General features: G+C 67.6%; 24 protein-coding genes and 1 tRNA gene. 14 read left to right on the top strand and 11 right to left on the bottom strand.

The window, feature by feature from the left end:
- On the top strand, positions 1 to 879 hold the full coding sequence (locus CU254_RS34430; protein WP_009083664.1) for a hypothetical protein: 879 nt from the start codon (positions 1 to 3) through the stop codon (positions 877 to 879).
- A gap of 207 nt (positions 880 to 1,086) precedes the next feature.
- On the opposite strand, the gene CU254_RS34425 is transcribed toward CU254_RS34430, so the two are convergent.
- Positions 1,087 to 1,686 (bottom strand): TetR/AcrR family transcriptional regulator, encoded by a 600-nt coding sequence (locus CU254_RS34425; protein ID WP_050788345.1) that lies wholly within the window; start codon positions 1,684 to 1,686, stop codon positions 1,087 to 1,089.
- 126 nt (positions 1,687 to 1,812) lie between these two features.
- On the opposite strand from CU254_RS34425, the gene CU254_RS34420 reads away from it, so the two are divergent.
- Together CU254_RS34420 and CU254_RS34415 are read left to right on the top strand one after the other, a co-directional pair.
- On the top strand, positions 1,813 to 2,811 hold the full coding sequence (locus CU254_RS34420; RefSeq protein WP_009083660.1) for a fumarylacetoacetate hydrolase family protein: 999 nt from the start codon (positions 1,813 to 1,815) through the stop codon (positions 2,809 to 2,811).
- A 2-nt stretch (positions 2,812 to 2,813) separates the two neighbouring features.
- On the top strand, positions 2,814 to 3,755 hold the full coding sequence (locus tag CU254_RS34415; protein WP_009083659.1) for an MBL fold metallo-hydrolase: 942 nt from the start codon (positions 2,814 to 2,816) through the stop codon (positions 3,753 to 3,755).
- A 4-nt stretch (positions 3,756 to 3,759) separates the two neighbouring features.
- On the opposite strand, the gene CU254_RS34410 is transcribed toward CU254_RS34415, so the two are convergent.
- Both CU254_RS34410 and CU254_RS34405 read right to left on the bottom strand, forming a co-directional pair.
- Positions 3,760 to 4,143, bottom strand: a complete 384-nt coding sequence (locus tag CU254_RS34410) for a hypothetical protein (protein ID WP_050788503.1) — start codon at positions 4,141 to 4,143, stop codon at positions 3,760 to 3,762.
- A 93-nt stretch (positions 4,144 to 4,236) separates the two neighbouring features.
- A complete protein-coding gene (locus tag CU254_RS34405; RefSeq protein ID WP_009083657.1) occupies positions 4,237 to 5,424 on the bottom strand; it encodes a cytochrome P450 in 1,188 nt (395 codons plus the stop codon).
- Between the two features lie 209 nt (positions 5,425 to 5,633).
- Between CU254_RS34405 and CU254_RS34400 the strand changes: the two genes are divergently transcribed.
- On the top strand, positions 5,634 to 5,984 hold the full coding sequence (locus tag CU254_RS34400; RefSeq protein WP_009083656.1) for an antibiotic biosynthesis monooxygenase: 351 nt from the start codon (positions 5,634 to 5,636) through the stop codon (positions 5,982 to 5,984).
- 4 nt (positions 5,985 to 5,988) lie between these two features.
- On the opposite strand, the gene CU254_RS34395 is transcribed toward CU254_RS34400, so the two are convergent.
- A complete protein-coding gene (locus CU254_RS34395) occupies positions 5,989 to 6,585 on the bottom strand; it encodes a TetR/AcrR family transcriptional regulator (protein ID WP_009083655.1) in 597 nt (198 codons plus the stop codon).
- A gap of 99 nt (positions 6,586 to 6,684) precedes the next feature.
- Here CU254_RS34395 and CU254_RS34390 point away from each other — a divergent pair, with 99 nt between their 5' ends.
- Positions 6,685 to 7,704 carry a hypothetical protein gene (locus tag CU254_RS34390; protein WP_009083654.1) on the top strand — a complete coding sequence of 340 codons (1,020 nt, stop codon included), beginning with the start codon at positions 6,685 to 6,687 and terminating at the stop codon, positions 7,702 to 7,704.
- 32 nt (positions 7,705 to 7,736) lie between these two features.
- Complete coding sequence (locus CU254_RS34385; protein ID WP_009083653.1) at positions 7,737 to 9,050, top strand: MFS transporter; 1,314 nt, start codon at positions 7,737 to 7,739, stop codon at positions 9,048 to 9,050.
- Here the strand turns inward: CU254_RS34385 and CU254_RS34380 are convergent, their stop codons facing one another.
- A complete protein-coding gene (locus tag CU254_RS34380; RefSeq protein ID WP_037715745.1) occupies positions 9,051 to 9,698 on the bottom strand; it encodes a TetR/AcrR family transcriptional regulator in 648 nt (215 codons plus the stop codon). It abuts the gene before it with no gap.
- Between the two features lie 188 nt (positions 9,699 to 9,886).
- On the opposite strand from CU254_RS34380, the gene CU254_RS34375 reads away from it, so the two are divergent.
- Entirely contained in the window at positions 9,887 to 10,822 is a 936-nt protein-coding gene (locus tag CU254_RS34375) for a methyltransferase (RefSeq protein ID WP_100267167.1), read from the top strand.
- Here the strand turns inward: CU254_RS34375 and CU254_RS34370 are convergent.
- Positions 10,819 to 11,379 carry a TIGR03086 family metal-binding protein gene (locus CU254_RS34370; protein ID WP_037718454.1) on the bottom strand — a complete coding sequence of 187 codons (561 nt, stop codon included), beginning with the start codon at positions 11,377 to 11,379 and terminating at the stop codon, positions 10,819 to 10,821. The genes CU254_RS34375 and CU254_RS34370 overlap by 4 nt on opposite strands.
- Positions 11,380 to 11,454: 75 nt before the next feature.
- On the opposite strand from CU254_RS34370, the gene CU254_RS34365 reads away from it, so the two are divergent.
- Together CU254_RS34365 and CU254_RS34360 are read left to right on the top strand one after the other, a co-directional pair.
- On the top strand, positions 11,455 to 12,414 hold the full coding sequence (locus tag CU254_RS34365; protein ID WP_009083648.1) for an RNA polymerase subunit sigma-70: 960 nt from the start codon (positions 11,455 to 11,457) through the stop codon (positions 12,412 to 12,414).
- Positions 12,408 to 13,562: an AAA family ATPase gene (locus tag CU254_RS34360; protein ID WP_009083645.1), complete on the top strand. Its 1,155-nt coding sequence runs from the start codon at positions 12,408 to 12,410 to the stop codon at positions 13,560 to 13,562. Before CU254_RS34365 ends, CU254_RS34360 begins: the two co-directional genes overlap by 7 nt.
- An 86-nt stretch (positions 13,563 to 13,648) precedes the next feature.
- Here the strand turns inward: CU254_RS34360 and ftsW are convergent, their stop codons facing one another.
- The 3 genes from ftsW to CU254_RS34345 all read right to left on the bottom strand — a co-directional run bounded on the left by ftsW (position 13,649) and on the right by CU254_RS34345 (position 17,976).
- Entirely contained in the window at positions 13,649 to 14,917 is a 1,269-nt protein-coding gene (ftsW, locus tag CU254_RS34355) for a putative lipid II flippase FtsW (RefSeq protein ID WP_100267166.1), read from the bottom strand.
- Between the two features lie 112 nt (positions 14,918 to 15,029).
- A complete protein-coding gene (locus CU254_RS34350) occupies positions 15,030 to 16,271 on the bottom strand; it encodes an LCP family protein (protein WP_050788344.1) in 1,242 nt (413 codons plus the stop codon).
- 85 nt (positions 16,272 to 16,356) lie between these two features.
- On the bottom strand, positions 16,357 to 17,976 hold the full coding sequence (locus CU254_RS34345) for an NRAMP family divalent metal transporter (RefSeq protein ID WP_037715741.1): 1,620 nt from the start codon (positions 17,974 to 17,976) through the stop codon (positions 16,357 to 16,359).
- Between the two features lie 360 nt (positions 17,977 to 18,336).
- Here CU254_RS34345 and CU254_RS34340 point away from each other — a divergent pair, with 360 nt between their 5' ends.
- Entirely contained in the window at positions 18,337 to 18,852 is a 516-nt protein-coding gene (locus CU254_RS34340) for a pyridoxamine 5'-phosphate oxidase family protein (RefSeq protein ID WP_009083637.1), read from the top strand.
- Positions 18,853 to 18,892: 40 nt separating this feature from the next.
- On the top strand, positions 18,893 to 19,747 hold the full coding sequence (locus CU254_RS34335) for an SDR family oxidoreductase (protein ID WP_037715740.1): 855 nt from the start codon (positions 18,893 to 18,895) through the stop codon (positions 19,745 to 19,747).
- Here the strand turns inward: CU254_RS34335 and CU254_RS34330 are convergent.
- Positions 19,683 to 21,026: an MFS transporter gene (locus tag CU254_RS34330; protein ID WP_037718451.1), complete on the bottom strand. Its 1,344-nt coding sequence runs from the start codon at positions 21,024 to 21,026 to the stop codon at positions 19,683 to 19,685. The two genes, CU254_RS34335 and CU254_RS34330, sit on opposite strands and share 65 nt — an antisense overlap.
- A gap of 71 nt (positions 21,027 to 21,097) precedes the next feature.
- Between CU254_RS34330 and CU254_RS34325 the strand changes: the two genes are divergently transcribed.
- Complete coding sequence (locus CU254_RS34325) at positions 21,098 to 22,084, top strand: Lrp/AsnC family transcriptional regulator (protein ID WP_009083632.1); 987 nt, start codon at positions 21,098 to 21,100, stop codon at positions 22,082 to 22,084.
- On the opposite strand, the gene CU254_RS34320 is transcribed toward CU254_RS34325, so the two are convergent.
- A complete protein-coding gene (locus CU254_RS34320) occupies positions 22,081 to 22,821 on the bottom strand; it encodes an ABC transporter ATP-binding protein (RefSeq protein ID WP_009083631.1) in 741 nt (246 codons plus the stop codon). The genes CU254_RS34325 and CU254_RS34320 overlap by 4 nt on opposite strands.
- Positions 22,822 to 22,892: 71 nt before the next feature.
- Between CU254_RS34320 and CU254_RS34315 the strand changes: the two genes are divergently transcribed.
- Together CU254_RS34315 and CU254_RS34310 are read left to right on the top strand one after the other, a co-directional pair.
- The gene (locus tag CU254_RS34315) at positions 22,893 to 23,513 is read left to right on the top strand and encodes a TetR/AcrR family transcriptional regulator (RefSeq protein ID WP_037715735.1); all 621 of its coding nucleotides are present in this window, start codon (positions 22,893 to 22,895) and stop codon (positions 23,511 to 23,513) included.
- Between the two features lie 16 nt (positions 23,514 to 23,529).
- Positions 23,530 to 23,602, top strand: a tRNA-Arg gene (locus CU254_RS34310).
- Positions 23,603 to 24,013: the final 411 nt, after the last annotated feature.

Raw genomic sequence — 24,013 nt, 5'->3', positions numbered from 1 at the left:
ATGTTCAGCGAGCTAGTGGTGCTGGGCATTCGCACCGGGACGATTTACCGCGTCGGACTTCCCGACGGGCAGGTTACCCCGCTGTACAAAGACGCTGGTGTCTCGCCGGACGGCGTAGTCGTCGCCGATGGCACCGTTTACTGGACCACCATGGGAATGCCTTCGCGCGACCCTTCGGTGCCGGGCGAGGCGGGCCTCGACTATTCGGCCCGAAATGGTGGCCTGCACGCGGTTTCCTTCGACGGTACCGGTGCTCGCGATGTCCTCCCGAATGGCACCCTGACTACCGGGAAACAGTTGTCCTACAACGGTTTCCTTTATTGGGGTGACCGCGAAGGCTGCCGGATCACCCGAGTGCGTCCGGATGGCACGGGACTCGCCGACCTGATCGTGAACGAGCCGGACGACAGCGGGACTCAGGAATGCGTTGGCGTGACGGTGGACGCGACGCATCTCTATTGGACGCAAAAGGGTCCGGCGAAGGGCGGCCTCGGCCGGATTTTCCGGGCTGGGCTGGAGATTCCGGCCGGGGAGACCGCGCACGACCGGTCCGATGTCGAGACCCTGTGGGACCACCTGCCGGAACCGATCGACCTGGAAATCCATGGCGGGTACCTGTATTGGACCGACCGTGGCGCGGCCCCGAAGGGGAACACGCTGAACCGCGCGCCGCTTCCCGGCCCGGGGGAGAAGGGTGCCGAGCCGGAGATCCTGGCGAGCGGCTTCACCGAGGCAATCGGCCTGGCGGTAGACGACGACGTCGCTTACGTGTCCGACCTCGGCGGCCGGATCACCGCGGTGCCACTGCACGGCGGCGCATCGCGGGTAGTGGTCGATATGGGCGAACTGTTGTCCGGGATCGCGGGGATTCGTCGCTAGTCTCTGGGCTGACGGACCAGCACCTGATCGCGCGGACTCAGCAGTACTTCGAAGCGGCCTGGCGCGAACCGGTGCGGGTCTTCGCGGGACCGTCGAGGCAGGCGGGAACGGCGAGCGGATCGCCCGGGCGGGTGCCTCGCCGAGATCGGCGAGCTGGTACTGGGAAGACGGTTCGATGCTGATGTTTCCCGCCGCCTGAAGGCGGATCTACCGCACCGCGATCCCGCGCAAAATCATCTCCACCATGTTCAGCAAATGCTCCTGCAGATCGAACGGCGCGTCCTCGCTTTCGATCCACGAGCTGAGCGTCCCGAAATACGACGTCGCGAGCAGCAGCCCCGCCTGCGCCGGGTCAATCTCGGTCCGGATCTCCCCGGCCTCCTGTGCCCGGGCGACGAACGCACCGAACTGGCGGGCCAGTTCCGGGTTGCCGAACACGTTGGTGGAGTGGATCGCCGCGCCCATGCAGGCGATGGTTTCCGCTCGGGAGTCGAGGCTGGTGCGCGCCAGTTCGATCAGGTACCGGCTGAGCACCTCGCGCAGCGGGCGGTCCTCCAGGTTCTCGGCGCGCACCGCGGTCATCGCGCGTTCCCGGCGGCGCAGGCTCCATTCGTCCAGGAACGCCGTTTTGCGCTGAAAGTGGTTGAACACGGTGGCCCGCGCGGTGTCGGCGCGTTCGGCGATGTCCTCCATCGTGGTGTTGTCGTAGCCGCGTTCCACGAACAGCTCCACGGCCGCCTGGAACAGCCGGTCCCGGCGTTCGTGTCGCTGCCTGGTCCGCCGATCGGTCGTCGCTTCTGCCGTCATGCCTCGCAGTCAACCATCATTTCCTCCCGGCGCCTGCTGAACGGCGCCCCTTGACGCTGCCCCGACCGCGGCCTAGCGTCGATTAGACGCAAGTCCAACGTTGGATTCCAGTTCAAGGAGGCGGCGGTGCGGCTGGTCACCTATGAATCCGCGGGCGCGGCCCGGCTCGGTGTCCTGCACGGCGACGCGGTCGTGGACCCGGCGCGGGTCTTGCGGGCGTCTGGGCAACGAGAAATCGCTGTCCCCACTGAGATGGTCGCCTTCTTCGAGGGCGGGGCTGAGGCGCGCGGCACCGCCGACCAGGCGCTTCAGCTGGCTGAAGCTGCGGCCGAAAAGGGCGACGTCTTGATCGACGGCGGGCAGCCAGCGGTGCTTCCGCAAGACGAAGTCCGGCTCCTCGCGCCGGTGCCAAGGCCGCGTCGGATTCGCGACTATCTGACCTACACGCAGCACGCCAAGGGCTCCGGACTCACCGTTCCGCCAGCCTTCGCGGCGATGCCGATCTGCTACCAGGGCAACGTCGAGACGGTGATCGGGCCGGACGAGCCGTTGCGGTGGCCGTCCTACACCGCGCAGCTGGACTTCGAACTCGAGCTTGGCTTCTTCACCTCCGGCGGCGGCAAGAACCTGACCCCAGCCGAGGCCGCCGGGCGCATCGCCGGGGTCACGATCTTCAACGACGTCAGCGCCCGCGACATCCAGTTGTTCGAGATGAGCATGACGATCGGTCCGTCCAAGGGAAAGCACTTCTGCACCGCGATGGGTCCGTGTGTGCTCACGATGGACGAGGTCGACGAATGGGCCGTGCAGATGACGGCCACAGTCAACGGCGAGGTCTGGGCCAGCGGGTCCACAAAGGACCGACAGTTCTCGTTCGCCGAGGTGCTCGCGTGGGCGTCGTTGGACGAAGACGTTTACCCGGGCGAATTCTTCGCGCTCGGCACCGTCGGCGGCGGGTGCGGGCTGGAGCTGGACCGCTGGATCCAGCCGGGCGACGTGGTGGAACTCGCCGCGTCCGGCGTCGGCATGCTGCGAAATCCGGTGGGGCAACGGCAGGTCGCGCCGGAAGGTGCGGGATTGGCTTCCTATCAAGGTGCGCCTGAGGTGCACGTCTCCGGGAGGTAAGGGTGCGCAAGGATATTCCCTACACCAAAGGCCATCACCGGCTCACCGAACACTGCTCGGCGTGGCTGGTCCCGGACGGAACCTGGGGGTGGAGCAACGCCGGACTGATCGCCGGCGCCGGAGAATCCCTCCTGGTCGACACGCTCTTCGACGTGCCGATGACGCGGGAAATGCTCAACGGGCTTCAAGACGCCACAGTAGACAGTCCAATCAAGACAGTCGTGAACACGCACGCCAACGGAGACCACTGGTTCGGCAACGAACTCGTCGCCGACGCTTCCATCATCGCCTCCGAAGCCACCGCGGAAGAGATGCGCACCAACGGCCCCGACCTCATGCGCGGTCTGATCCGTCAGGAAGGTCCGCTGGGCCGCTTCGCCCAGCACATCCTGCACCCGTTCGACTTCGACTCCATCACCGCGACTCCGGCGAACCGGACGTTCGCCGGGCAGCTGAAGCTCGACATCGGCGGTGTCGCAGTAGAAATCCGCTGCCTCGGCCCGGCGCACACCGAGGGCGACAGCGTCGTCCTCGTCCCCGACGAAGGCGTGCTGTACGCCGGGGACCTGCTGTTCATCGGCGGCACTCCGATCACCTGGGCCGGACCGGTGTCGAACTGGATCGCCGCCTGCGACGAGATGCTCAAGATGGACGCCGAGTTCGTCGTCCCCGGCCACGGCCCGGTCACCGACGCCGACGGCATCCGTTCGGTCCTCGACTACCTGCAGTGGGTGCAGGCCGAGGCCGCCGACCGCCACCGCCGGGGGATGCCGGCGGAGGAAGCGATGCGGGACATCTCGCTGGGCCGGTTCGCGGACCTCGACGAACACGGCCGTCTCGCGCAGAACGTGCTCGCGGTGTACTACGAACTCGACCCGGAGATGGAGCGCGTGGACACCCGCGAGGTGTTCCGCCGCATCGCGGAACTGGAAGGCTTCGCGTGAGCTGCTAGCCCGCGACAGTCAGGATCCCGAGCGCCAGCAACACGAGCACCTTCACGGTTTCCGTGGCGATGTAGACGAAATGCGCCCGGGAACGCGGCAGCTCCACGCCCTCCGGAGCGGCGAGGACGCGGTCTGTCCGCCGGTTCAACGCCGGACGGACCGCTCCCAGCTGCCCGATCAGCACCACGACCGCCACCGCCGCCAGCACCGTCACCGCGGCACCCGGCCGCCCGATCACCACCGTGATAGCCACCCCCGCCGCGAGCAGCACCTCGGCAATGTTCAATGCCCGGAACACAATCCGGCCGATGCCGAGGCCGATCGGGATGGTGACCCCCAGCGCGCGGAACTTCAGCGGGGCTTCCAGGAACGAAATGGCGAGCACCATCCCGAACCAGACGAACGTGAAGGCGCCAATCAGAGAAATCGCGTGCACAGCGCGGAAAACCTCGATTCCGGTATTCGATCCGCCGCTGCCAGTCTACTCCGGTGACCAGGTCACCGGCAGCCGCACCGGACCGTAGATCGACGCGTCGGGCGGCAGGTCCACCTCGGCGAACGGCACCGCGAGCCGCAGATCCGGGAACCGCGCGAACAGCCGGTACAGCGCGATCCGCATCTCGACCCGCGCCAGCTGCTGACCGAGACATTGGTGCACGCCATGGCCGAAGCCGAGCTGCCCGGTCGCCTTGCGCGTGACGTCCAGCACGTCCGGGTCCGGAAACTTCCCCGGATCCCGGTTGGCGACCGGAAGCGACATGACGACCGGATCGCCCGCCTTGATCGTGACGCCGCCGAGTTCGACGTCCTCCAGCGCGGTGCGGATCGGCCCGATGTGGATCACGCTGAGGTAGCGCAGCAATTCCTCGACCGTGCTCGCGGTCAGCCCCGGGTCGGCCTTGAACTTCGCCAGCTGCTCCGGATTCTCCAGCAGCGCCAGCGTGCCGAGCGCGATCATGTTGCGGGTCGTCTCGAATCCGGCGACCAGCAGCATCATGCCGATGTTGGCGAGTTCCTCGTCGGTCAGCTCGCCGCCGCGGACGAGGTCGGACAGCAGGTCGTCGCCCGGCTCCGTCCGCTTCTCCTCGATCTGCCCGGCGATGAACGCGACGACGCCCTGGGTCGCGTCGATCCGCTCGGCGATCGGCACGTCCTTGGAGAACATGGTGGCGGTGTAGCCGGTGAACTCGGCACGGCGTTCGTAGGAAGCGCCGAGCAGTTCGCAGATCACCAGCGACGGCACCGGTCGCGCAAACGCTTCCACCAGGTCGACCGGACCGCCCGCGGCGGCCATCGCGTCGAGGTGGGCATCGACGATCTCGCCGACGCGGTCCTCCAGCGTGCGCATCCGGTGCACGGTGAACGCTCCGGTCAGCAGCTTGCGGTAGCGGTGGTGGTCCGGGTCGTCCATCCCGCTGAACACCCCCGGGTCAGCCGGTTTCGGCGGCGGCAGCGGGCCGAAGTCGAGCGGGATCTTCGCCAGCTCGACCCGCGCGGACATCCGCTTGTCCGAGAGGACCGCCCGCACCTCCTGGTATCCGGTGACGAGCCAGCCCTGCGTGCCGTCCGGATACGTCATCGGCTCGACCGGGGCTTGCGTGCGCTGGGCCGGCACCGGATCGAACGGACACGCGCCCCTTTCGAGCGGGAGTCCTGCCTGACGGGTCATCGTCGCTCCTTCCCCTCTGAATAGTTCAGAAGGTACACATCTTTCACAAAGTTGTGAAGAGAATGTCGAAGCTGAACGGAGAGCGGGTGGGGATTCACTGGCTCGGCCTAGTTCTAGCGTTGCTAGACAAGCGAGCGCCAGCAGTGCTAGCGTCGAATCAATACCTAGCAACGCTAGATCGAAGCGACCCAACAAGGAGAGATCCCGCAATGGCCAAGCTGCAGAGCCTCGACCCCCGCACGCCGATGTTCGCTCAGTTCAAGGAAAAGACCGGGCCGATCGTCCTCGCCAACACGTTCGTCGTCCCGGAGGGCAAGACCGACGAGTTCCTGGCTCTCTTCCGGAAGCAGGCCGAGTACATGAAGGCTCAGCCCGGATTCGTCTCGCTGCGGATGCACCGGGGAACGGCGGGCAGCCGGTTGCTGATGAACGTCGCGGTCTGGGAGTCGACCGAGGCGCTCGCCGCCGCGTTTGCCAGCCCGGAATTCCAGCGGCTGGCGGCCGAATCCTCCGACGACATCGAGTCGTATCCGCACATCTTCGAGCAGATCGACGTCTGAGTCCTCAGGCCTCCGCGGCGTCGAGGGCGGGAACGAGCGGTTCGAGCGTCCGCCGCAGCAGATCCGGGAGCGAGCCGGACACCACGACCAGGCCGTGGCCCGCCGGTCGCGTCCACTGCTCCAGCGCGACCCGGACCGCCGCCGCGACCGAGGCGGCCAGCACGCGCGCGGTTTGCGCATCGCCGACCCGGGTCGCGATCACTTCCTGAAGCGGGTCTTCGAGTGCGGCCGGGGCGTCGAGAAATGCGCTGCGCAGACCGGGATTCGTGGTGATCAGCAGCAGTGCGTCGCGGCTCTGCTCGCCCGGATCGGTGTACTGCTCGGCGACCGCGTCGATGATCGCCTCGGCCAGCCGGGTGTCCGGCGAGCGTTCGGCGACCGCGGCCGCGATCCGGTTCTCGCGGTCCGCGGTGACCGCCGCGACGATCGCCTCTTCGCGGCTGGAGAAGTAGTTGTTGTAGGTCCGCGGGGAAACGCCGGCGGCCTCGGCGATGTCGTCGACGCGCACGTTCGCCGGCCCGTGTTCGATCGCCAGCCGCAGGGCTGCTTCGCGCAGCGCGACGCGGGTGGCCTGCTTCTTCCGTTCGCGCAATCCGGTCACGTGCTCAGTCTCGCAGCCTGACTGCGTCTACGCAAACTTGCGTGCACGCAAGTTTCATGCGTAAGGTGGGCGGCGTCCCCGAACGAGAGGAAAACCGCCATGCGCGGCAAGGGAATGACGTACGAGACCGGGTTCGTCCGCAATGGACGGTCGTCGCGGGAGAACTTCGACCCGGAGGTGGTGAAGCGCGAGCTGGCGATCATCCGCGACGATCTGCACTGCACCGCGGTGCACGTCGTCGGCGGCGATCCGGACCGGTTGGAGCAGGCCTCGCGGTGGGCGGCCGACCTGGGGCTGGAGGTCTGGTTCTCGCCGTATCCGCTGGAGCAGACCGCCGATGAGATGCTGGCCCTCTTCGCCGACTGCGCGACCCGCGCGGAGCGGCTGCGCGCGTCCGGGGCGAACGTCGTGTTCGTGACCGGCGTCGAGCTGAGCGTGATGAACGAAGGCTTCCTGCCCGGCAAGGACACCGCCGAACGAGTCAGCCTGCTGCTCGCCGAACCCGAGGGCCGGGCCGAGCGGCTGGCCGAGGTGGGCAAGAAACTCGACCCGTTCCTCGACGCCGCGGTCAAGACCGTGCGGGAGCGGTTCCACGGCCCGGTCACCTACGCGTGCATCCAGTTCGAGCAGGTGGACTGGAGCCGGTTCGACTTCGTCACGGTCGAGCTGATCCGCTCCGCCGAGGTCGCCGACATCTTCCGCGCGGGGGTGCGAAGCCTGGTGGCGCAAGGGAAACCGGTCGCGATCACCGGGTTCGGCACGGCGACCTGGCACGGGTCCGGCGACGTCGCGCCGCGGAGCATGGAGATCGTCGAGTACGACGACGAAACCGGCGACCCGCTCCGCATCGACGGCGAGTACGAGCGCGACGAAGCGGGCCAGGCGCAGTACCTGCGCGAACTCCTGGAAATCTTCGACGAGGAGGGAGTGGACAGCGCGTTCGTGTTCCTGTTCGCGCTCTACAACTACCCGCACCGGCCCGGCCGCGACGATCTCGACCTCGCCAGCTTCGGCCTGGTGAAGGTCCTCGAAGACCGCTCCGGCACGGCGTACCCGGGGCTGAACTGGGAACCGAAGGAGGCGTTCGCGGCGGTCGCCGAGCATTACGCGAAACCTTGACGCGGCGGGGTCCGGGCAGGTGAGATCCGGACATGTCGACGAAGACGCGCCCGCTGGGCAACCGGGTCATGGCCAAGGCGGCGGTGCGGATCATGCCGCTGCTGATGCTGCTGTACTTCGTCAACTACCTGGACCGGGTCAACATCGGGTTCGCCGGTCCGAACGGGATGAACAAGGAACTCGGCCTCACCGCGACGGCCTTCGGGCTCGCGTCCGGGATCTTCTTCATCGGCTACCTGATCCTCGAGGTGCCGAGCAATCTCGCGCTGCACCGGTTCGGCGCGCGCCGCTGGATCGCGCGGATCATGATCACCTGGGGCGCGGTGGCCGTCGCGATGGCGTTCGTGCCCAACACCACGACGCTGGTGGTGCTGCGGTTCGTGCTCGGCGTCGCGGAGGCGGGGTTCTTCCCGGGCATCATTCTGTATCTGACGTACTGGTTCCCGGCGGCGCAGCGGGCGAAGGCGGTCGCGCTGTTCATGTGCGCGGTGCCGGTGTCGAGCGCGATCGGCTCGACCGTCTCCAGCCTGCTGATCAGCGGCGGGCACGGCGTGTTCGGCCTGTCCGGCTGGCGGTTCATGTTCCTGGTGGAAGGCATCCCGGCGATCCTGCTGGCGGTCGTCACGTGGTTCTGCCTGAGCGACCGGCCGGAAACCGCGATGTGGCTGTCGGCCGAGGAGCGCGACTGGCTCACCAGCGAACTCGACGCCGAACGCCGCGCCACCGAAGCCGAACACCACTGGCCGCTGCGGAAAGCGCTCACGCACCCGCGGATCCTCGGGCTGGCGTTCGTGTACTTCGCGGTCGTCTACGGCCTGTACGCGCTGGGCTTCTTCCTGCCGACCATCATCGCCGGGTTCGGCGAGGAGTTCGGCACCAAGCTGACGGTGCTGCAGGCAGGTTTGGTGAACGCGATCCCGTACGTCGCGGGTGCTCTGGTGATGGTCCCGTGGGCGCGCCACGGCGACCGGACCGGGGAACGGACGTGGCACGTCGCGCTGCCGATGCTCGTCGGCGGCGCGGCGATCCCGGTCGCGCTGTACCTCGGAAACCCTTACGCCACCATGACCGCGGTGACGATCTGCGCGATGGGCGTGTGCGCGGCGCTGCCGACGTTCTGGGCGCTGCCGTCGAACTTCCTGTCCGGCGCGGCGGCCGCCGGCGGGATCGCGCTGATCAACGCGCTGGGCAACCTGAGCGGGTTCGTCGCGCCGTACGTGACAGGCTGGCTGCGCGACCTGACCGGTACGCAACGGACCGGGTTGTGGGTGGTCGGCGCGTGCATGGTCGCCGGGGCCGTGCTGGCGGTGGCGTTGGGGGCGAAGCCGCGCGCGTCTCGCCGGTGATCAGGTGGCGCGGTCCGTCAGGACCTGTACTTCGTTCTCGAACAACGCGTCGGTGTCGAGCCCCATCGCGGTGAACCCGCCGCCGATTTCGAGGCTGACAAAGCCATGCAGCCGCGACCACAGCGCGACCGCCAGCTGGTGGTTCTCCGTGTTCGCGCGCCGGGCGACGAGCACTTCCTCGTTCTGGTACGGCTTTCCCGTGGTGTCGTGCAACACCCCGAGCACCACGCCCATCAGCGCCCGGGCCGCTTCGGCGAGCGGCTTGGCGTGCGCGTCGTAACCGGGAAACGGTGCCTTGAACAGCAATTCGTACCGATGCGGTTCGGCCCGCGCCCACGCCCGGTACGCGGCGGCCAGCAGCCGGATCCGCGCTTCCGCGTCGGGCGCTTCGGTGTCGAGAGCTTTCGCCATGGCGTCGCGAAGGTCGCGGTACGCGTCGATGACCAGGACGTTCAGCAGCTCGTCGCGGCTGGAGAAGTAGCGGTACAGCGCCGGTCCGGACACGCCGAGTTCCTTGGCGATGGCGTTGATGGAGATCGCCTGCGCGCCCCCGGCGGCGAGCTGAGCGAGTGCGGCGGCTTTGACCTCTTCGCGCACCTGCTCGCGAAACCGTTCGCGCATCGGTTTGCGGGTGCCTGCTGCGGGCATCCCCACCTCCTTGACGACGCCAGACGGTAACACGGCTGATTGTTCGGAAGACCTTCTAACCGTTCAGCCGGTCTTCGAACGAGGGATTCTTCGGTGGCCCGGAAAGCCGGTTGACCCGGCTGGCAAGGTGGAATCACGTGAGTGATGACGCGAACAATCTCCTCCGCGCCGCCAGCCTGGCGACCCCCATGGCATTGCGAGTCGCGGTAACGCTGGGTTTGCCCGACCGGTTGCGCACCCCCGGCACTGTCGACGACATCGCCGCCGAGCTGGACCTCTCCCCGATCGCGCTCGACGTCCTGCTCGGTCACCTGGTCACGCTCGGCGTGGTCTCGCGCACCGACGAGGGGTACCGGACCACCGCGTACGGGGAGAATCTCTGCCAGGACAACGAAAACGGCGTAGCGAACCTCCTGCACCTGGACCGCGCCGCCGGTCGGGCCGAACTCGCTTTTGTTGAACTTGCGCACAGTATTCGAACGGGCGAGGCGGCTTACTCCCGTCGCTACGGCAAGGATTTCTGGACCGACCTCTCCGAACAGCCGCACCTGCGGAAATCCTTCGACCAGCAGATGGCCACTCGATTCCGCACCGAGATCCCGCAGGTGGTCGCCGGAATCGATTGGGCTTCTTTTCAAACGGCAGTAGACGTCGGCGGTGGCCGAGGCGATTTGCTCGCCGCAATCCTCGAAGCCAATCCAAAACTGCGCGCCCACTTGATCGACCTCGAGCCCACCGCAAGCGAAGCCCGCGCCGCCTTCGCCGCCCGTGGTCTCGCCGACCGAGTCGAAGTACGCGGCGGCAGCTTCTTCGACCCTCTTCCAGCGCAGGCGGATGCCTATGTCCTGGTGGACATCCTGCACAACTGGGACGACGAGAACGCCCGCCGCATCCTGAAACGGTGCGCGGAAGCGGCAGGCCGAGCCGGACGGATTCTCGCCATCGAAGCAGTCAGCGGAATTCACGCGCGTACCGAAATGGACCTGGTCATGCTGGTCCATTTCGGCGGTCGCGAACGGCGCGTGGAAGAATTCCGCGCCCTGGCCGAGTCCGCGGGCTTAGTCCTGGAATCGGCGACCCCGCTGACCGACCAGCGGGGCCTGCTGGAATTCCGCGTTGCTTAACTCGGTGCCCGTCCGAGCAACGCCACCAGCCGATCCAACGGAGGAGCGTCGGCGGCAACGGACACCGGCGGTGCGAACGGCCTCCGGTCCGCCGGAAGATCCGCGAGTTTCGCCGCACTGAACGCGATTTCCCGCTCTATCAAGGCGTCGTCGAACTTCGCCTCCTGACCGGTGGCGCGCGCGAGGTCCCAGCCGTGCACCAGTTCCTCGACGATCCGCAGGTGCACCGCGGCGATCCCTGGCACCGTCCCGGCGGGGACCTCGACCACCTGCTCCAGCACCCCCGGCTGCCGGAACGCCGCGAGCAGACCGGCAACCGCCTCCCGATACGCCGCGACCGGGTCGTCGCCGAGTGCGTCGGAAGAACGCGGGTTCAGCGAGCCGCCCTCCTCGCCGCGCAGCACGGCGGTGAACAGGCGGTGTCCGAGGACCAGATGGTTCACCAGGTCGCGGACGGTCCACTCCGGGCACGGCGTCGGCGCGTCCCAGCGAGACACGCCCGCGACCAGCGCACTGGTGGAATCGAGGGCAGCGGCCAGATCGTCGACAGGGTTCATCGGTTCGCCTTTCTCCGAGGTCACCGGTACAGACACCGCCCGCCCCGGAAACGGAACGGTGGCAGGATGCGAAGGATGGGCCAGGACATCCTCGATCGCGCACGCGCCGGAGACGCGCACGCCTTCCGCGAGCTGGTCGAGCCCTATCGCCACGAGCTGCAGGTGCACTGTTACCGCCTCCTCGGCTCCCTCGCCGACGCCGAAGACCTCCTGCAAGAGACGCTCCTTGCCGCCTGGCGCGGGCTGGACGGTTACGCCGGTCGCGCCTCGGTGCGCTCCTGGCTGTACCGCATCGCCACCAACCGCTGTCTCAACGCCCTCCGCGACGCCGGCCGTCGCGTCCCGGCCGAACCGTCGCCGCCGTTCACGCCGACCGAGCCCACGCGCCGCACCGAGGTGACCTGGCTGCAGCCCGCGCCCGACGACCCCGCCGCGCATTACGGCGCGAAGGAAACCTTCGAGCTGGCGTTCGTCGCGGCCCTGCAGAAACTCCCGCCGCGCCAGGCCGCCGTCCTCGTGCTCCGGGACGTGCTCGACTACTCGACCGCCGAGGTCGCGGACCTGCTGGACACCAGCTCCACCGCGGTCAAAGGCGCGTTGCAACGCGCACGCGCCCAGCTGCGGCAGACCGTCGAGCCCGCGCCACCGGCACCGCGCGAACGGGAGATCGCACAACGATTCGCGGACGCGTTCAGCCAGGGAGACGTCGAAGGCGTAGTCGCGCTCCTGACCGACGACGGCTGGCTCGCCATGCCGCCCGCACCGCACGAGTACGTCGGCCGCGAAGCCGTCACCGAGTTCCTCACCAGGTTCGGACAGTGGCGCGGCTCCCGGCGGTTCCGCCTCCTCCCGACCCGCGCCAACACCCATCCGGCCTTCGCCTGCTATCTCACGGAACCCGGCGGAACAGTGGGCTGTCCCGCGGGAATCCTCGTCCTCGCGCCTTGGGGCGACCGAATCCGCACCGCCACCTGGTTCCTCGAGCCCGAGCTGTTCCCGCGCTTCGGCCTGCCCGCGGAGGCGTCGCCGTGCTGACCACCCTGGCGATCCAGAACTACCGCTCGCTGCGTGATCTCGTGCTGCCGCTGTCGCAGCTCACCGTGATCGTCGGCGCGAACGGCACCGGGAAGTCCAGCCTGTACCGCGCCCTACGGCTACTCGCCGACGCCGGACGCAACGGCGCGGTCGCCGCCCTCGCCGCGGAAGGCGGTCTGCCATCGACGTTGTGGGCCGGTCCGGAGAACATCGGCCGCGCCGTCCGCGAGGGCCGGTCGCCGGTGCAACCGGTGCAGCGAACCAAATCGGTCGGCCTGCGACTCGGCTACTCCGGCGACGAATTCGGCTACGCCCTGGACTTCGGCCTCCCGATCCCCGCCGAGACCGCCTTCAACCTGGACCCGGAATACAAACGCGAATGCGTCTGGCACGGCCCGGTACTCCGGCCGTCCGCTTTGCTGGCCGACCGCTCCGGCACGAGAGTCCGCATCCGCGACGAGTCCGGCTCCTGGGTCGAAAGCGGCCATTCGATCGCCCTGACCGACAGCATGCTCAGCGAATTCGCGGACCCGCGCCGGTGCCCGGAACTCCTGATCGTCCGCGATCGAGTCCGCGCGTGGCGCTTCTACGACCATTTCCGCACCGACGCCGCCGCCGCGGGAAGGCAAAGCCGCATCGGCACCCGCACCTGGGCCTTGGACCACGACGGTGGCGACCTGGCCGCGGCCCTGCGCACCATCCAGGAATCCGCCGACGCCGACGCCCTGGCCACCGCGATCGACGACGCCTTCCCCGGCTCGTCCGTAGAAATCGCCGCCACCGACGGCCGCTTCGACCTCCGCTTCCGCCAACCCGGCCTGCTCCGCCCCCTCAGCGCGGCCGAACTCTCCGACGGAACCCTGCGCTACCTGCTGTGGGCCGCGGCGTTGCTCAGCCCGCGCCCGCCGGAGCTGCTCGTGCTGAACGAACCGGAAACCAGCCTGCACCCGGACCTGCTGCCCGCGTTGGCCGCGTTGATCACTGCCGCGGCGAAGAAGCCGCAGCTGCTGGTGGTGTCGCATTCCCAGCTGCTGGTGCGCTTTCTCGAGGACGCCTCGGTGCTGGAACTGGAAAAGGACTTCGGCGCGACGGTGGTCGCGGGCCAGGGGCGGCTGGACCAACCGGCTTGGCATTGGCCGAAACGGTGAAACGGGACCACTGTCTTCAGGTCCGTGAGGGGAACCCTGAGGGACTCTGATTCCGTCAGGGTTCCCCTCACGGACCGCAAACCCGATCAGCGAGGCCGCACCGGCCGTCGTGCGCGGGTCGTCTTCCCCGGCGTCCGGACCGGCCGATACGGCTCCGGCACCGGCAGCCGCAGTATCCGGCCGATCTTCCCCGGCCCCAGGTGATTCAGGTCCGCCACCGCCGCGGGCTCGTGCCGGGCGCAGCTGGCGAGGACGCCGAACAGGAACATCGTCACGATCAGCGACGTCCCGCCGTACGACACCAGCGGCAGCGTCACCCCGGTGACCGGCAGCGCGTTCACCACGTACCCGATGTTGACCGCCGCCTGCGCCACCAGCAGCACGGTGATCGTCGCCGCGACGATGCGGATCCACGGGTCGAGGTTGCGCGTCGCGATCCGCAGGCCGACCAGCGCGAGCCCGCCGAACAGCAGCAGCACCACCGCGCAGCCGAGGAAGCCGAGTTCCTCGCCGATCAACGCGAAAATGAAGTCGTTCTGCACGTTCGGCAGGTACTTCCACTTCGACGCGCCCTGTCCGAGCCCGACCCCGAACAGCCCGCCCTCGGCGAGCGCGTACTGCGCCTGCACCGCCTGGTACCCGGCGCCGGAGGTGTCCGCGTCGGGGGAGAGGAACGACAGCACGCGCGCGAGCCGGTAGTCCGCGACCAGCGCGAGCACCACGAATCCGGCCATGCCGCCGGCCAGCAGCGCGCCGAACAGCCGCCCCGGCGCGCCGGAGAACCACAGCAGCGACAGCAGCACGATGCCGAGCGAGATCGTGCCGCTGAGGTTCGGCTGCGCCATCACCAGGGCGAACATCAGCAGCGCGACCGGCACCAGCGGGACCAGCAGGTGCCGCCAATGGTGCAGGAGCCGGGCTTTCACCACGAGAATGTGCGCGCCCCACAACGTCAACGCGACCTTCGCGACCTCGACCGGTTGCAGCGTCAGCGGTCCGAGCGTGAACCACCGCTGCGCCCCGTTCACCTTCGCGCCGAGCGGGGTGAGCACCAGCGCGAGCATCGCCAGCGTCACGAGCATCAGCATCGGCGAGAGGGATCTGATCCGCCGCAACGGAACCCGCAGCCCGGCCCACAGCGCGACCAGCCCGATGAGCACGAAGATGATGTGCTTCTGGAACGTGCTGTACACGCCGCCGGGCTGTGCCGAAGACGCCGACAGCACCATGATGACGCCGAGCAGCGTGAGCAGACCGCACAGCGCGAGCACGAGGTGGAACGACGCGAGCGGCCGGGACAGCCAGCCGACGATCGCGACCGGGCCCCGGCTTCGCCTGTTCCGTGTCGTAGCCAACTCGCGCACCGCCGTCCGCCGATTTTCCGGCGCGGGGAGTGAACGCGCCGGGCCGATTATGGCCTAACCGTCCGGAAAGGACTGTGCGGCGCGCGGGGCGGCTTCCCTGAAGTTATTTCACACAAGGGATTCCGCCTCCGCTCAACACCGGCGGGGGAGCGGGAACGCCGCTGCTGTGCGTCATCGGCGTCACATACGCGGCCGGGGTCGGCACCGGGGTTCCGCTGAGCAGTTGTGCGACCAGCGCCTGGATTTGCGGCGTATTGACGAAGTTGACGTCCTCGCCGGACGGGCTCTTGCCGAAATGGTCGACCGGAAGGGTTACGAAGCTGACGTTCCCGCCAGTCAGGCTGGACGCTTGTTTCGCGAGCGCGAGCAGGTCGAGCGAACTGTCGACCGCGGTGTTCTGCTTCGCGACGTCCATGATTCCTTGGAGTTTCGCCGGATTCGTGAAGGTCCCGCCCTGTTTGAGCTGATAGGCGAGCGAAGCGATGAAGGCCTGCTGCCTGCGTTCGCGGTCGAGGTCGGTGAAGTTGAGCGCGGGATGCACGTTGTCGCGGCGCTGCCGGACGAATTCGACGGCCTGCTCGGCGCTGATCTCCTGCTGGCCGGCATGGAAATTCGCGCCCGAGTAGCTGTCCTGGGTGTCCTCGTTGAGACACACCGTGATCGGCTGCACGACCTGGGCGATCTCGAAGAACGCCACGAGGGTGACCTCGACGAAATGGTCGATCGGGACGTCGCCGAGGAATCTCCGCACCGTGTCGATTTCCGCCCGCCGGCCGGCGTCGCGGGCCTGCTGCTCGCGCTGGGATTTGTCGGTGACATTCTGCGAGATGAGCTGTTTGGCCTTTTCGTCGAACGCCAGCCCGTAGGCCTGTTTGATCTTGCCCTTGCAGACGTTGTCCGGACAGCCCGCCAGCGGAACGTAGTCGTCGCGCGGAATCGAGATCGACGTCGCCTTGCCGCCGTCGCCGGGGACGTGCAGCAGCATCAGCACATTGGCGTTGTAGCCGCCGTCCTGCTGATCCCCGGCGTGCAGCGAGTTGTAGATGTCCTTCGGGAGCGGGTTGCCGTTCTCGTCGAGCCGCGAATCGAGGCCCATGATGAGGATGTTGGTGTCGCCGCCGCCGGACGTCGACTGCCCGTCGAGCACGTCGGACACCTGCAGCCCGGACACGATGCCGTGGTAGGCCGCCCAGCCGTATCCGGTGAGCGAGAGCGTCAACGCGGCCGCGAGGGCCAGTGCGACCCGGCCGGCGATCCGCCGTCGCCGAGCCGCGGCGCGCGCGGCGACGCCACGTGCCGCCGCGGCCCGGGACGCGGCGACACGTCTGTCGTGAGGATCGGTCATCGGACCTTCCGGTGCCGGGGCGTCATGGTTGCCTACTGTTCTGCACACTCGCTGTGTACACGCTGAGAAGGAATCTCACGCAGAGTTAACCCAACGCCAGTTGGACGAGCTTTACGACGACGAGTGCCATCGCCAAGAGCAGATAGGTGCGCAGCGCGGTCAGCCCGATCTTCCGTCCGATCGACAGCTCCGGCGGCGGCAAGTACTGCAGTGGCGGCATCCGCCACTCCGCGCGTCCAGTGCGATCGATCGGCGCGGCACTGCGGCGGCGGACCAGCGCGTACCCAGCGGTCAGCACGCCGATTCCGCCGCTGACCGCCATGATCAGGAAGATCTGGCCCGCGCTGAGGTCCGGGAACAGCACGGAGGCGGTCAGGATCACCGACAGCACCACCAGCACTCCGACGACCACGGAAGTGAACAGGTTGGTGAGCCGTCCGTTGACCCACGGCCCGAGCACCGCCTTGTCGTTGCACAGCAGCAACAGGAAGACCGTCGCGGACGGCAGCAGCACGCCGGCGAGCGTCTGCACTCCGGTGGTGAGCAGGCCGAGCGGCGAGCCCGGAATGAGCACGATGGTGGCGGACAGCGCGACGAGACCGGCGTACACCGCGTAGAAGCCCTTCGCGTGCCGCGCTCCGCGATGCAGTGAGTGCTTCATCCCGAAGACATCACCGATCGCGTACGCGCTCGAGAGCGACACTGCGAACGCCCCAACAATCGACGCGTCCAGCAGCGCGACCGCGAACAGCGCGCCCGCCGTACGTCCTGCGTAAGCCTCGATGCCGTTCGTAACGCCAGCTGTGTCGGAGAAGGCCGTGCCGGTGCCCGCGAAGGCCGCCGCCGCGATGCCCATGATCGCGGCCGCGCCGATCATCACCACGACGAGACCGATCCACAGATCCGCCTTCTCGTAGCGCATGAATCGCGGCGTGATGCGCTTGTCGATCACGTACGACTGCTGGAAGAACAGCTGCCACGGCGCGACCGTGGTGCCGACGATCGCGATGATCAGCAGCATCAGCTCAGCCATTCCACCCGGTCCGGCTGGCCTCGACGGCACCAGTCCGCCGAGCATTTCCGCTGGTGCCGGGTGTGCGAAAACGTACACCGGGATCAGCGTCAGCGAGCCGAGACAGAAGAAGATCGCGATCCGCTCGAACCGCCGGAAGCTGCCGGTGAAGGCGGCTCCGATGATGACGGCCGCGGCCAGCACGACGGACGGAACCGTCGGCAGCCCGAGGTAGCGCGTGGCCATCGTGATGCCGATGAACTCGGTGACCAGCGTCAACGCGTTGAGCAGGAAGAGGTCGAGCACCGAGAACGCGCCCCAGAACTTGCCGAAGCGTTCGAGGATCAGCCGCGCGTGCCCGACGCCGGTGACCGCGCCGAGGCGCAGCACCATTTCCTGGTTCACGTACAGCACCGGGACGAGCAGCAGCAGGGTCCACAGCAGTTTCGGCCCGTAGTTCTGCCCGGCCTGGCCGTAGGTCGCGAACGCGCCGGCGTCGTTGTCGCCGACCAGCACGATCAGCCCCGGCCCGACGATCGCGAGCAGGGTCTTGAGCTTGGCGCTGAGGCCGTTCCGCGGGGCGGAGTCGCCCGCTTTGATGGTGCCGAGCGCGCCGCGGATGTCGCCGACGTGCTGGTCGTCGAGGACCGCGGTGGTGCGCCGGTCGATGCGGACAGTGGTGTCAGTGGTCATGACGAGCACTCCCTTCGGCCTTGCTCAGGCCGATCAGGGCACCCGGTTGCCGCGCGTTTCGAGAACCCGTCCGGGGCGGGCCGGACGGGGCGGCTGGATCAACCGGGGTTGCCGGAAGGTGGGGGGACTGGGCGCGTACTTCGCCCCGGACTTGTGTCGCTCATCGCCCTCACCTCCCCGCTTCTCCGGCTCCCGGAGTACTCAACGCCATCCGCCGGATAACTGTCAAGCACTTGTACAAGTGTTGTAGTTATCTGTGTGACTCAGGCCACTGCCTGAGTAATGTCGAGAACGCCGTCCCGGCTCCGTCCCCGCGGCACCTGGCCGACAGCGAGGCCGCAGACCGAGAAGGAGACCGTCATGGAACCGCAGGAAGTCGCCGAGGTCCTGAACCGCCCGTACAGCCGCGAGCTGCTCGCCCGGGACATCGCCCGGCTGGCCTACGTCGCGAAGGACGGCACGCCGCGCAGCGTCCCGATCGCGTTCAGCTGGAACGGCGCCGAGATCGTCCTGTGCACCACCAAGAACGCTCCGAAACTGCCTGCGCTGCGGGCGAACCCGAGGGTCGCGCTGACCATCGACACCGAATCGCACCCGCCGAAGATCCTGCTCGTCCGCGGCCGCGTCGAACTGGACTACGTCGACGGAATCCCGGAGGAGTACCTCGAAATCAACGGCTCCTACGAGATGACCGCCGAACAGCGCGTCGAATGGGAGGCCGAAATCCGCTCGCTGTACGTCGACGGCATGGTCCGCATCGTCGTCACGCCGACCTGGGCGAAGCTGATCGACTTCGAAACCACGCTGCCGTCGGCGGTCGCGGAACTGGCGCAGCGCCGGGCGGAGGCGGAATCCGTCCCGTCGAACGGCCGCTGATCCACTAGACTGCCCCGTCTTACACGCGAAGGTGGGGCGCATGATCCTGGTGACAGGTGCGAGCGGCAACGTGGGTTCGGCTCTGGCCAAGCAATTGCGCGCGGCCGAGGTGCCGTTCCGGGCCGCTTACCATTCCCCGGAGAAGGCAAGGAAAGCCGCCGCGGACGGAATCGACGCGGTCACCGTGGAAATGTCCGATCCGGCCACCGTGCAACCCGCGCTGGCCGGAGTGTCGAAGGTGTTCCTGCTGGGCGCGATGAGCCCCGGACAGACCGGCAACGAGTCCAATGTGGTCGAAGCCGCCGTGTCCGCCGGGGTCTCGCACGTGGTGAAACAGTCGCTGTGGCGGGCGGACGAGGAACTCACGCCGATCGCCCGGCTGCACCGTCCGGTCGAGCGGATGTTGGAAACCTCACCGCTGTCATGGACATTTCTCCGGGCGAACTTCTATCTCCAAGCCTTCTCGGGAAACTGGGCCGGAACCATCCGGTCCGGAAACTTCTTCGCCAGCCCGCTGATCCGCGGTCCGATCGCTTTCGTGGATGCCGAAGACGTTGCCCGCGTGGCGTTTCGAGCATTGACCGAGGACGGCCACGGAGGCAAGGCGTACGCGCTCACCGGCCCCGAGGCATTGACGTACGACGAGGCCGCGGCAGTGCTGTCCGAGGTGCTCGGCCGTCCGATCACCTACCGCGGAATGTCGAACGAGCAGGCACTTTCCGCGCTGGCCGAAGCTGGAATGTCCTCGTTCCATGCCAAAGCGCTGGTGGAGGTATGCAATACGTACCTGGACGGCGGCGCGGAAACCGTGACGTCCACGGTCGAAGACGTCACCGGCCAGCGGCCGCGGAGCTTCCGCGAGTTCGCGACCGCGCACCGGCACTGTTTCGAGTGAGCACGCTGAGCACAGCGGCGACGAGACTGAGCCCGGCGGTGACCAGGAAGACGTCGCCGAGATCCGCGGTGCTCGCGTAAACCAGCCCGAGCACGGCGACGCCGAGGGTCTGCCCGAGCTGCCGGAACGTGGCCATCGCGCCGGATGCCATCCCCGCGCGGTCCCGGGGAACCGCGCTGAGGATCGCGGTACTGCCTGCGGGCCCGGCAATTCCCATCCCGGCACCGGTCACGATCAGTCCGGGCAGCAGGCTGAGCCACGTCGAGTCGAGCATCGCCCATTCCAGCGCACAGCCCGCGGCCGCCAACAGCGCCCCGAGCCCGAGGATGATCCCCGGCGAAACGGCGGGCAACCGCTTGCCAATCACCAGCGAGGTGACAAACGACGTTGCCGCCAACGGAATCAGCGCAAGCCCCGCAGCGGCCGGGCTGAGGCGTTGTACTGATTGCAGCCAGATCGACGCGTAAATCAAGCAGGCGAAGACGGACGAACTCGCGACGACCACGATCAGCACGGTCACGAAGGACGCCCGGCGGAACAGCGCGAGGTCGAGCATCGGGTGCCGCACCCGTCGTTCGACCATCACGAAGACAACCAGCGCCGCCGTGGCGAGGATGAACATCGGCAGTCTGTCGTCGGCTTCAATCAACCCATAGACCAACGCGCCGGAACTGGCCCCGAATGCCACCATTCCACCCAAGTCGATCCGGGTCCCGGACGGCCTTTTCGGCGCTTCGACCAGGTACTTGCTGGTGAGCAACAAGGTCGCCGCGCTCAACGGCAGGTTGAGGAAGAAGATCGCCTGCCAGCCCGCCCATTGCGTCAAAACACCGCCGAGAAACGGCCCGGTCGCACCCGCGCCACCGAGCACCGCCGTCCAAATCCCCAACGCGCTGCCACGGTCTTTGCCCTCGTAATGGGCTCCCAGCAACGACATCGCGGCTACCATCATCGCCGCACCGCCGACCCCTTGCACCGCCCGCGCGCCAATCAGCACGCCGGCATTCGGCGCGAGCGCACACCCCAGCGACGCCACCGCGAACACCGTCACCGAGCCGACGAACACCCTGCGCTGCCCGGCAAGGTCGCCGATCGCGCCCGCGCTCAACGCGAGAACGGCGAGCACCAAGGTGTAACTGTTGACCACCCATTGCAGGCTGGCCAACGATGCTCCCAGTCCGCGAGCCATTTCCGGCAACGCCACTGTCACCACGGTGGTGTCGAGGATCAACATGAACGACCCGAGGCAGATCGCCGCCAACGGCCCCCATTTGCGCACCACAGTCCCCTTTCTCTGTCCGCTGAAGAGTGATCTCGTCCGCGCAGGCACCTCAAGTCAGCTGACCCTTTTTGACGGATCCCGTCACCAGCTACCGTGATGTGATGAAACCCGTCACGCTGGACCCGGTGGACCACCAGCTGATCCACGCGCTGGACCTCGACGGACGCGCCCCCTTCGCGCGAATCGCCGACGTGCTGGGCGTTTCGGAGAACACCATCGGCCGCCGCTACCGGCGACTGCGCCAGGCCGGGGTGCTCCGGGTAGTCGGCGCGGTCGCGAGCGCGAGACTGGGCTACGCGCTCTGGCTGGTCCGGTTCGCCTGCGCCCCCGCATCTGGCATCCCCATCGCCGCCGCGCTGGCGAAACGCCCGGACACGTTCTGGGTCCACTTGCTGTCCGGCGGCACGGAAATCACCTGCACGACGCAATCGTCCATGGTGGAAGAACCAGACGTACTTCTGCTGGACAAACTCCCGCGGAGCAACCGGATCACCTCCGTGTCCGCACATCAGATGCTGCATGGATTCACGCGCCTAGGCACTTGGTCGGCCCTGTCCGACGACCAGATCGCCGCCCTGCAGGTCCCAGTCGATCCAACCGAAGAGATAACCTTCGACGAGGCCGACCGGCACTTAATGCAAGTCCTGGCAGACGACGGACGCGCCAGCTACGGTGAACTAGCCGCCGCGTCCGGCCTTTCCGAATCGACTGTGAAGCGCCGAATCGAAACCCTTCGCCAAGCCGGGATCCTGTCGTACCAGTTAGACATTTCCCTACGCTCCTTGGGTTTTTATTCCGAAGCGCGACTGTGGATGACCGTGCGCCCGTCAGCCGTCACGTCGGTCGCAAAGTCCCTGGCAGAACACGAAGAAGTGCAATTCGCCGCGGTCACCACCGGCCCGACGAACCTGGTCGCCGCGATCGCCTGCCGCAACGCGACGCACCTGTACGAATACCTCACCGACCGCATCGGCGCACTCGACGGAATCCAGCAAATGGAAACCGCCCCCGTCGTGCGCACCGTGAAACGCAGCGGATCGCTGCTCCCGCTCTAAGCGGCAGGCTTGTACGCGGTAAGGACTTCCTTCAGCGACCCGTGCTGCCGAACCTGCCCGTCGTCCATCCACAACGCGGTATCGCAAAACTCCCCGAGCAATTCGTCGGAGTGATTGGCGAACACCAGAATCCCGGACCGTCGCACCAGATCCTTGAGCCGCTCGCGCGCCTTGGCGAGGAAGGCCGCGTCGACCGCGCCGAGGCCCTCGTCGAGCAGCAGAATCTCGGGATCGATCGTGGTCACCACCCCGAGCGCGAGCCGCACCCGCATCCCCGCCGAGTACGTGCGCAACGGCAGTTCCAGGTAGTCGCCAAGCTCGGTGAACTCGGCGATGTCCTCGACCCGCTTCGCCATCTGCCGGCGGCTCATGCCGAGAAACAGCCCCTGGACCAGGATGTTCTCGCGCCCGGACACCTCCGGATCCAGCCCGACCCCGAGATCGAACACCGGCGCGACCCGCCCCGCGACCCTCCGGACTCCCCGGGTCGGCTCGTAAATCCCGGAAAGCAACCGCAGCAACGTCGACTTCCCGGCCCCGTTATGTCCCACCAGCCCGACCCGAGCCCCCTCCTCGAGCCGGAACGACACGTCCCGCAGCGCCTCGATCACCGGCACCCTCGCGCCGTCGGCGATCCGCCCGCCGACCTTCCCGAGCACGCGCTTCTTCAGCGACCGGGTCTTGGCGTCGAAGATCGGAAAGTCGACGCAGGCGTTGCGCACCTCGATGCTGACCATCGGTTCCCCCTCGCTGGATGCGAACCGAAATTATCATTCGCATCTGGCTTGGGCCAGGTAAGGTCCTTCGGGTGAGTCAGCCGAGCGAGGGCTTCCGCCCGCCGCAACAAGCGCGCAGCCGGGCCGCGCTGCGAAAACTCCTGACTGCCGCCGAACAAGTCCTGGCCGAGCAGGGCCTGGAGTCCTTCACCGTCGCCGCGGTGGCCGCGCAGGCGGGGATGTCAGTCGGCACGATCTACCGCCGCTTCGACGGCAAGGAACAGCTGCTGCACGCCGTCAAGGACCGGCTGCTGACCCAGTTGGAGGGAAACGTCCTCGCCGCCCTCCGCGCCGCATCGCCAGATCTCCGCTCGACCTTCACCGCCTTCGTGGCAGCCCTGGCGCGCACCTTCGAGGAACACGACCGGATCTTCCCGGAGCTTCTGGACGCCCAACGCTCCGACGCCCGAGACCGCGGCCTGGCCGCGCTGTCCGCGATCCAAGACGCGCTGCTGGAAGCCCTGCCGCTGAGCCCGGCCGAGGCCGAAAGCGTGAAAATGGCCGCGCGAACGATCATCGGCGCCTGCGTCCACCGCGCCGCGACCAGCAGATTCTGGCCAGACGACCGCCCGTGGGAGACGTGGGCGGAGGAGGCAGCGGAGATGGCACTGGCGTACCTGACTTCCGTCCCCACGGCCCCCGCTAGGATGTAGCCTGCAGCACGCGAATGCCCTCGTAGCTCAGGGGATAGAGCACGGCTCTCCTAAAGCCGGTGTCGCAGGTTCGAATCCTGCCGGGGGCACAAAACTTGCCTGTACGGGCCCTTTGAGGTTCGCCGACCTGTACCGTAAGGTTGTATGCGGCCGGGCTGGGCACCGGCCAAGCCGTCGTAAGAACCTGACCGAACGCCGCGCCTGAGCGCAGGAGTCGAGGCAGCGCGTTTACGTAGAGTCACTGCGGTGGTTCTTCTGATGCTCCAAGGGTTCACTTCTGGTGGAAGATACCGCATTAACCGCCTCAGCAAGCCCATTCGTCAAGGCGGTGCCCGCGTCGGTCCGGTCTTTTCGGACTTAAGCATGATTTCGGTTCGGCGTCCATGTCGGCCGTTGCGATATTAATGCCTGGCGGCGATCGACGCGAGGCAATCTCTTTGTGACGGCATCCTCCGCCGCGATGTGCATCATCGATGGGGTCACGAGGCAGCGGCCAGGCT

This window comes from Amycolatopsis sp. AA4, assembly GCF_002796545.1.
Classification (GTDB): domain Bacteria; phylum Actinomycetota; class Actinomycetes; order Mycobacteriales; family Pseudonocardiaceae; genus Amycolatopsis.
This window is presented reverse-complemented; position numbering and strand designations above follow the sequence as displayed.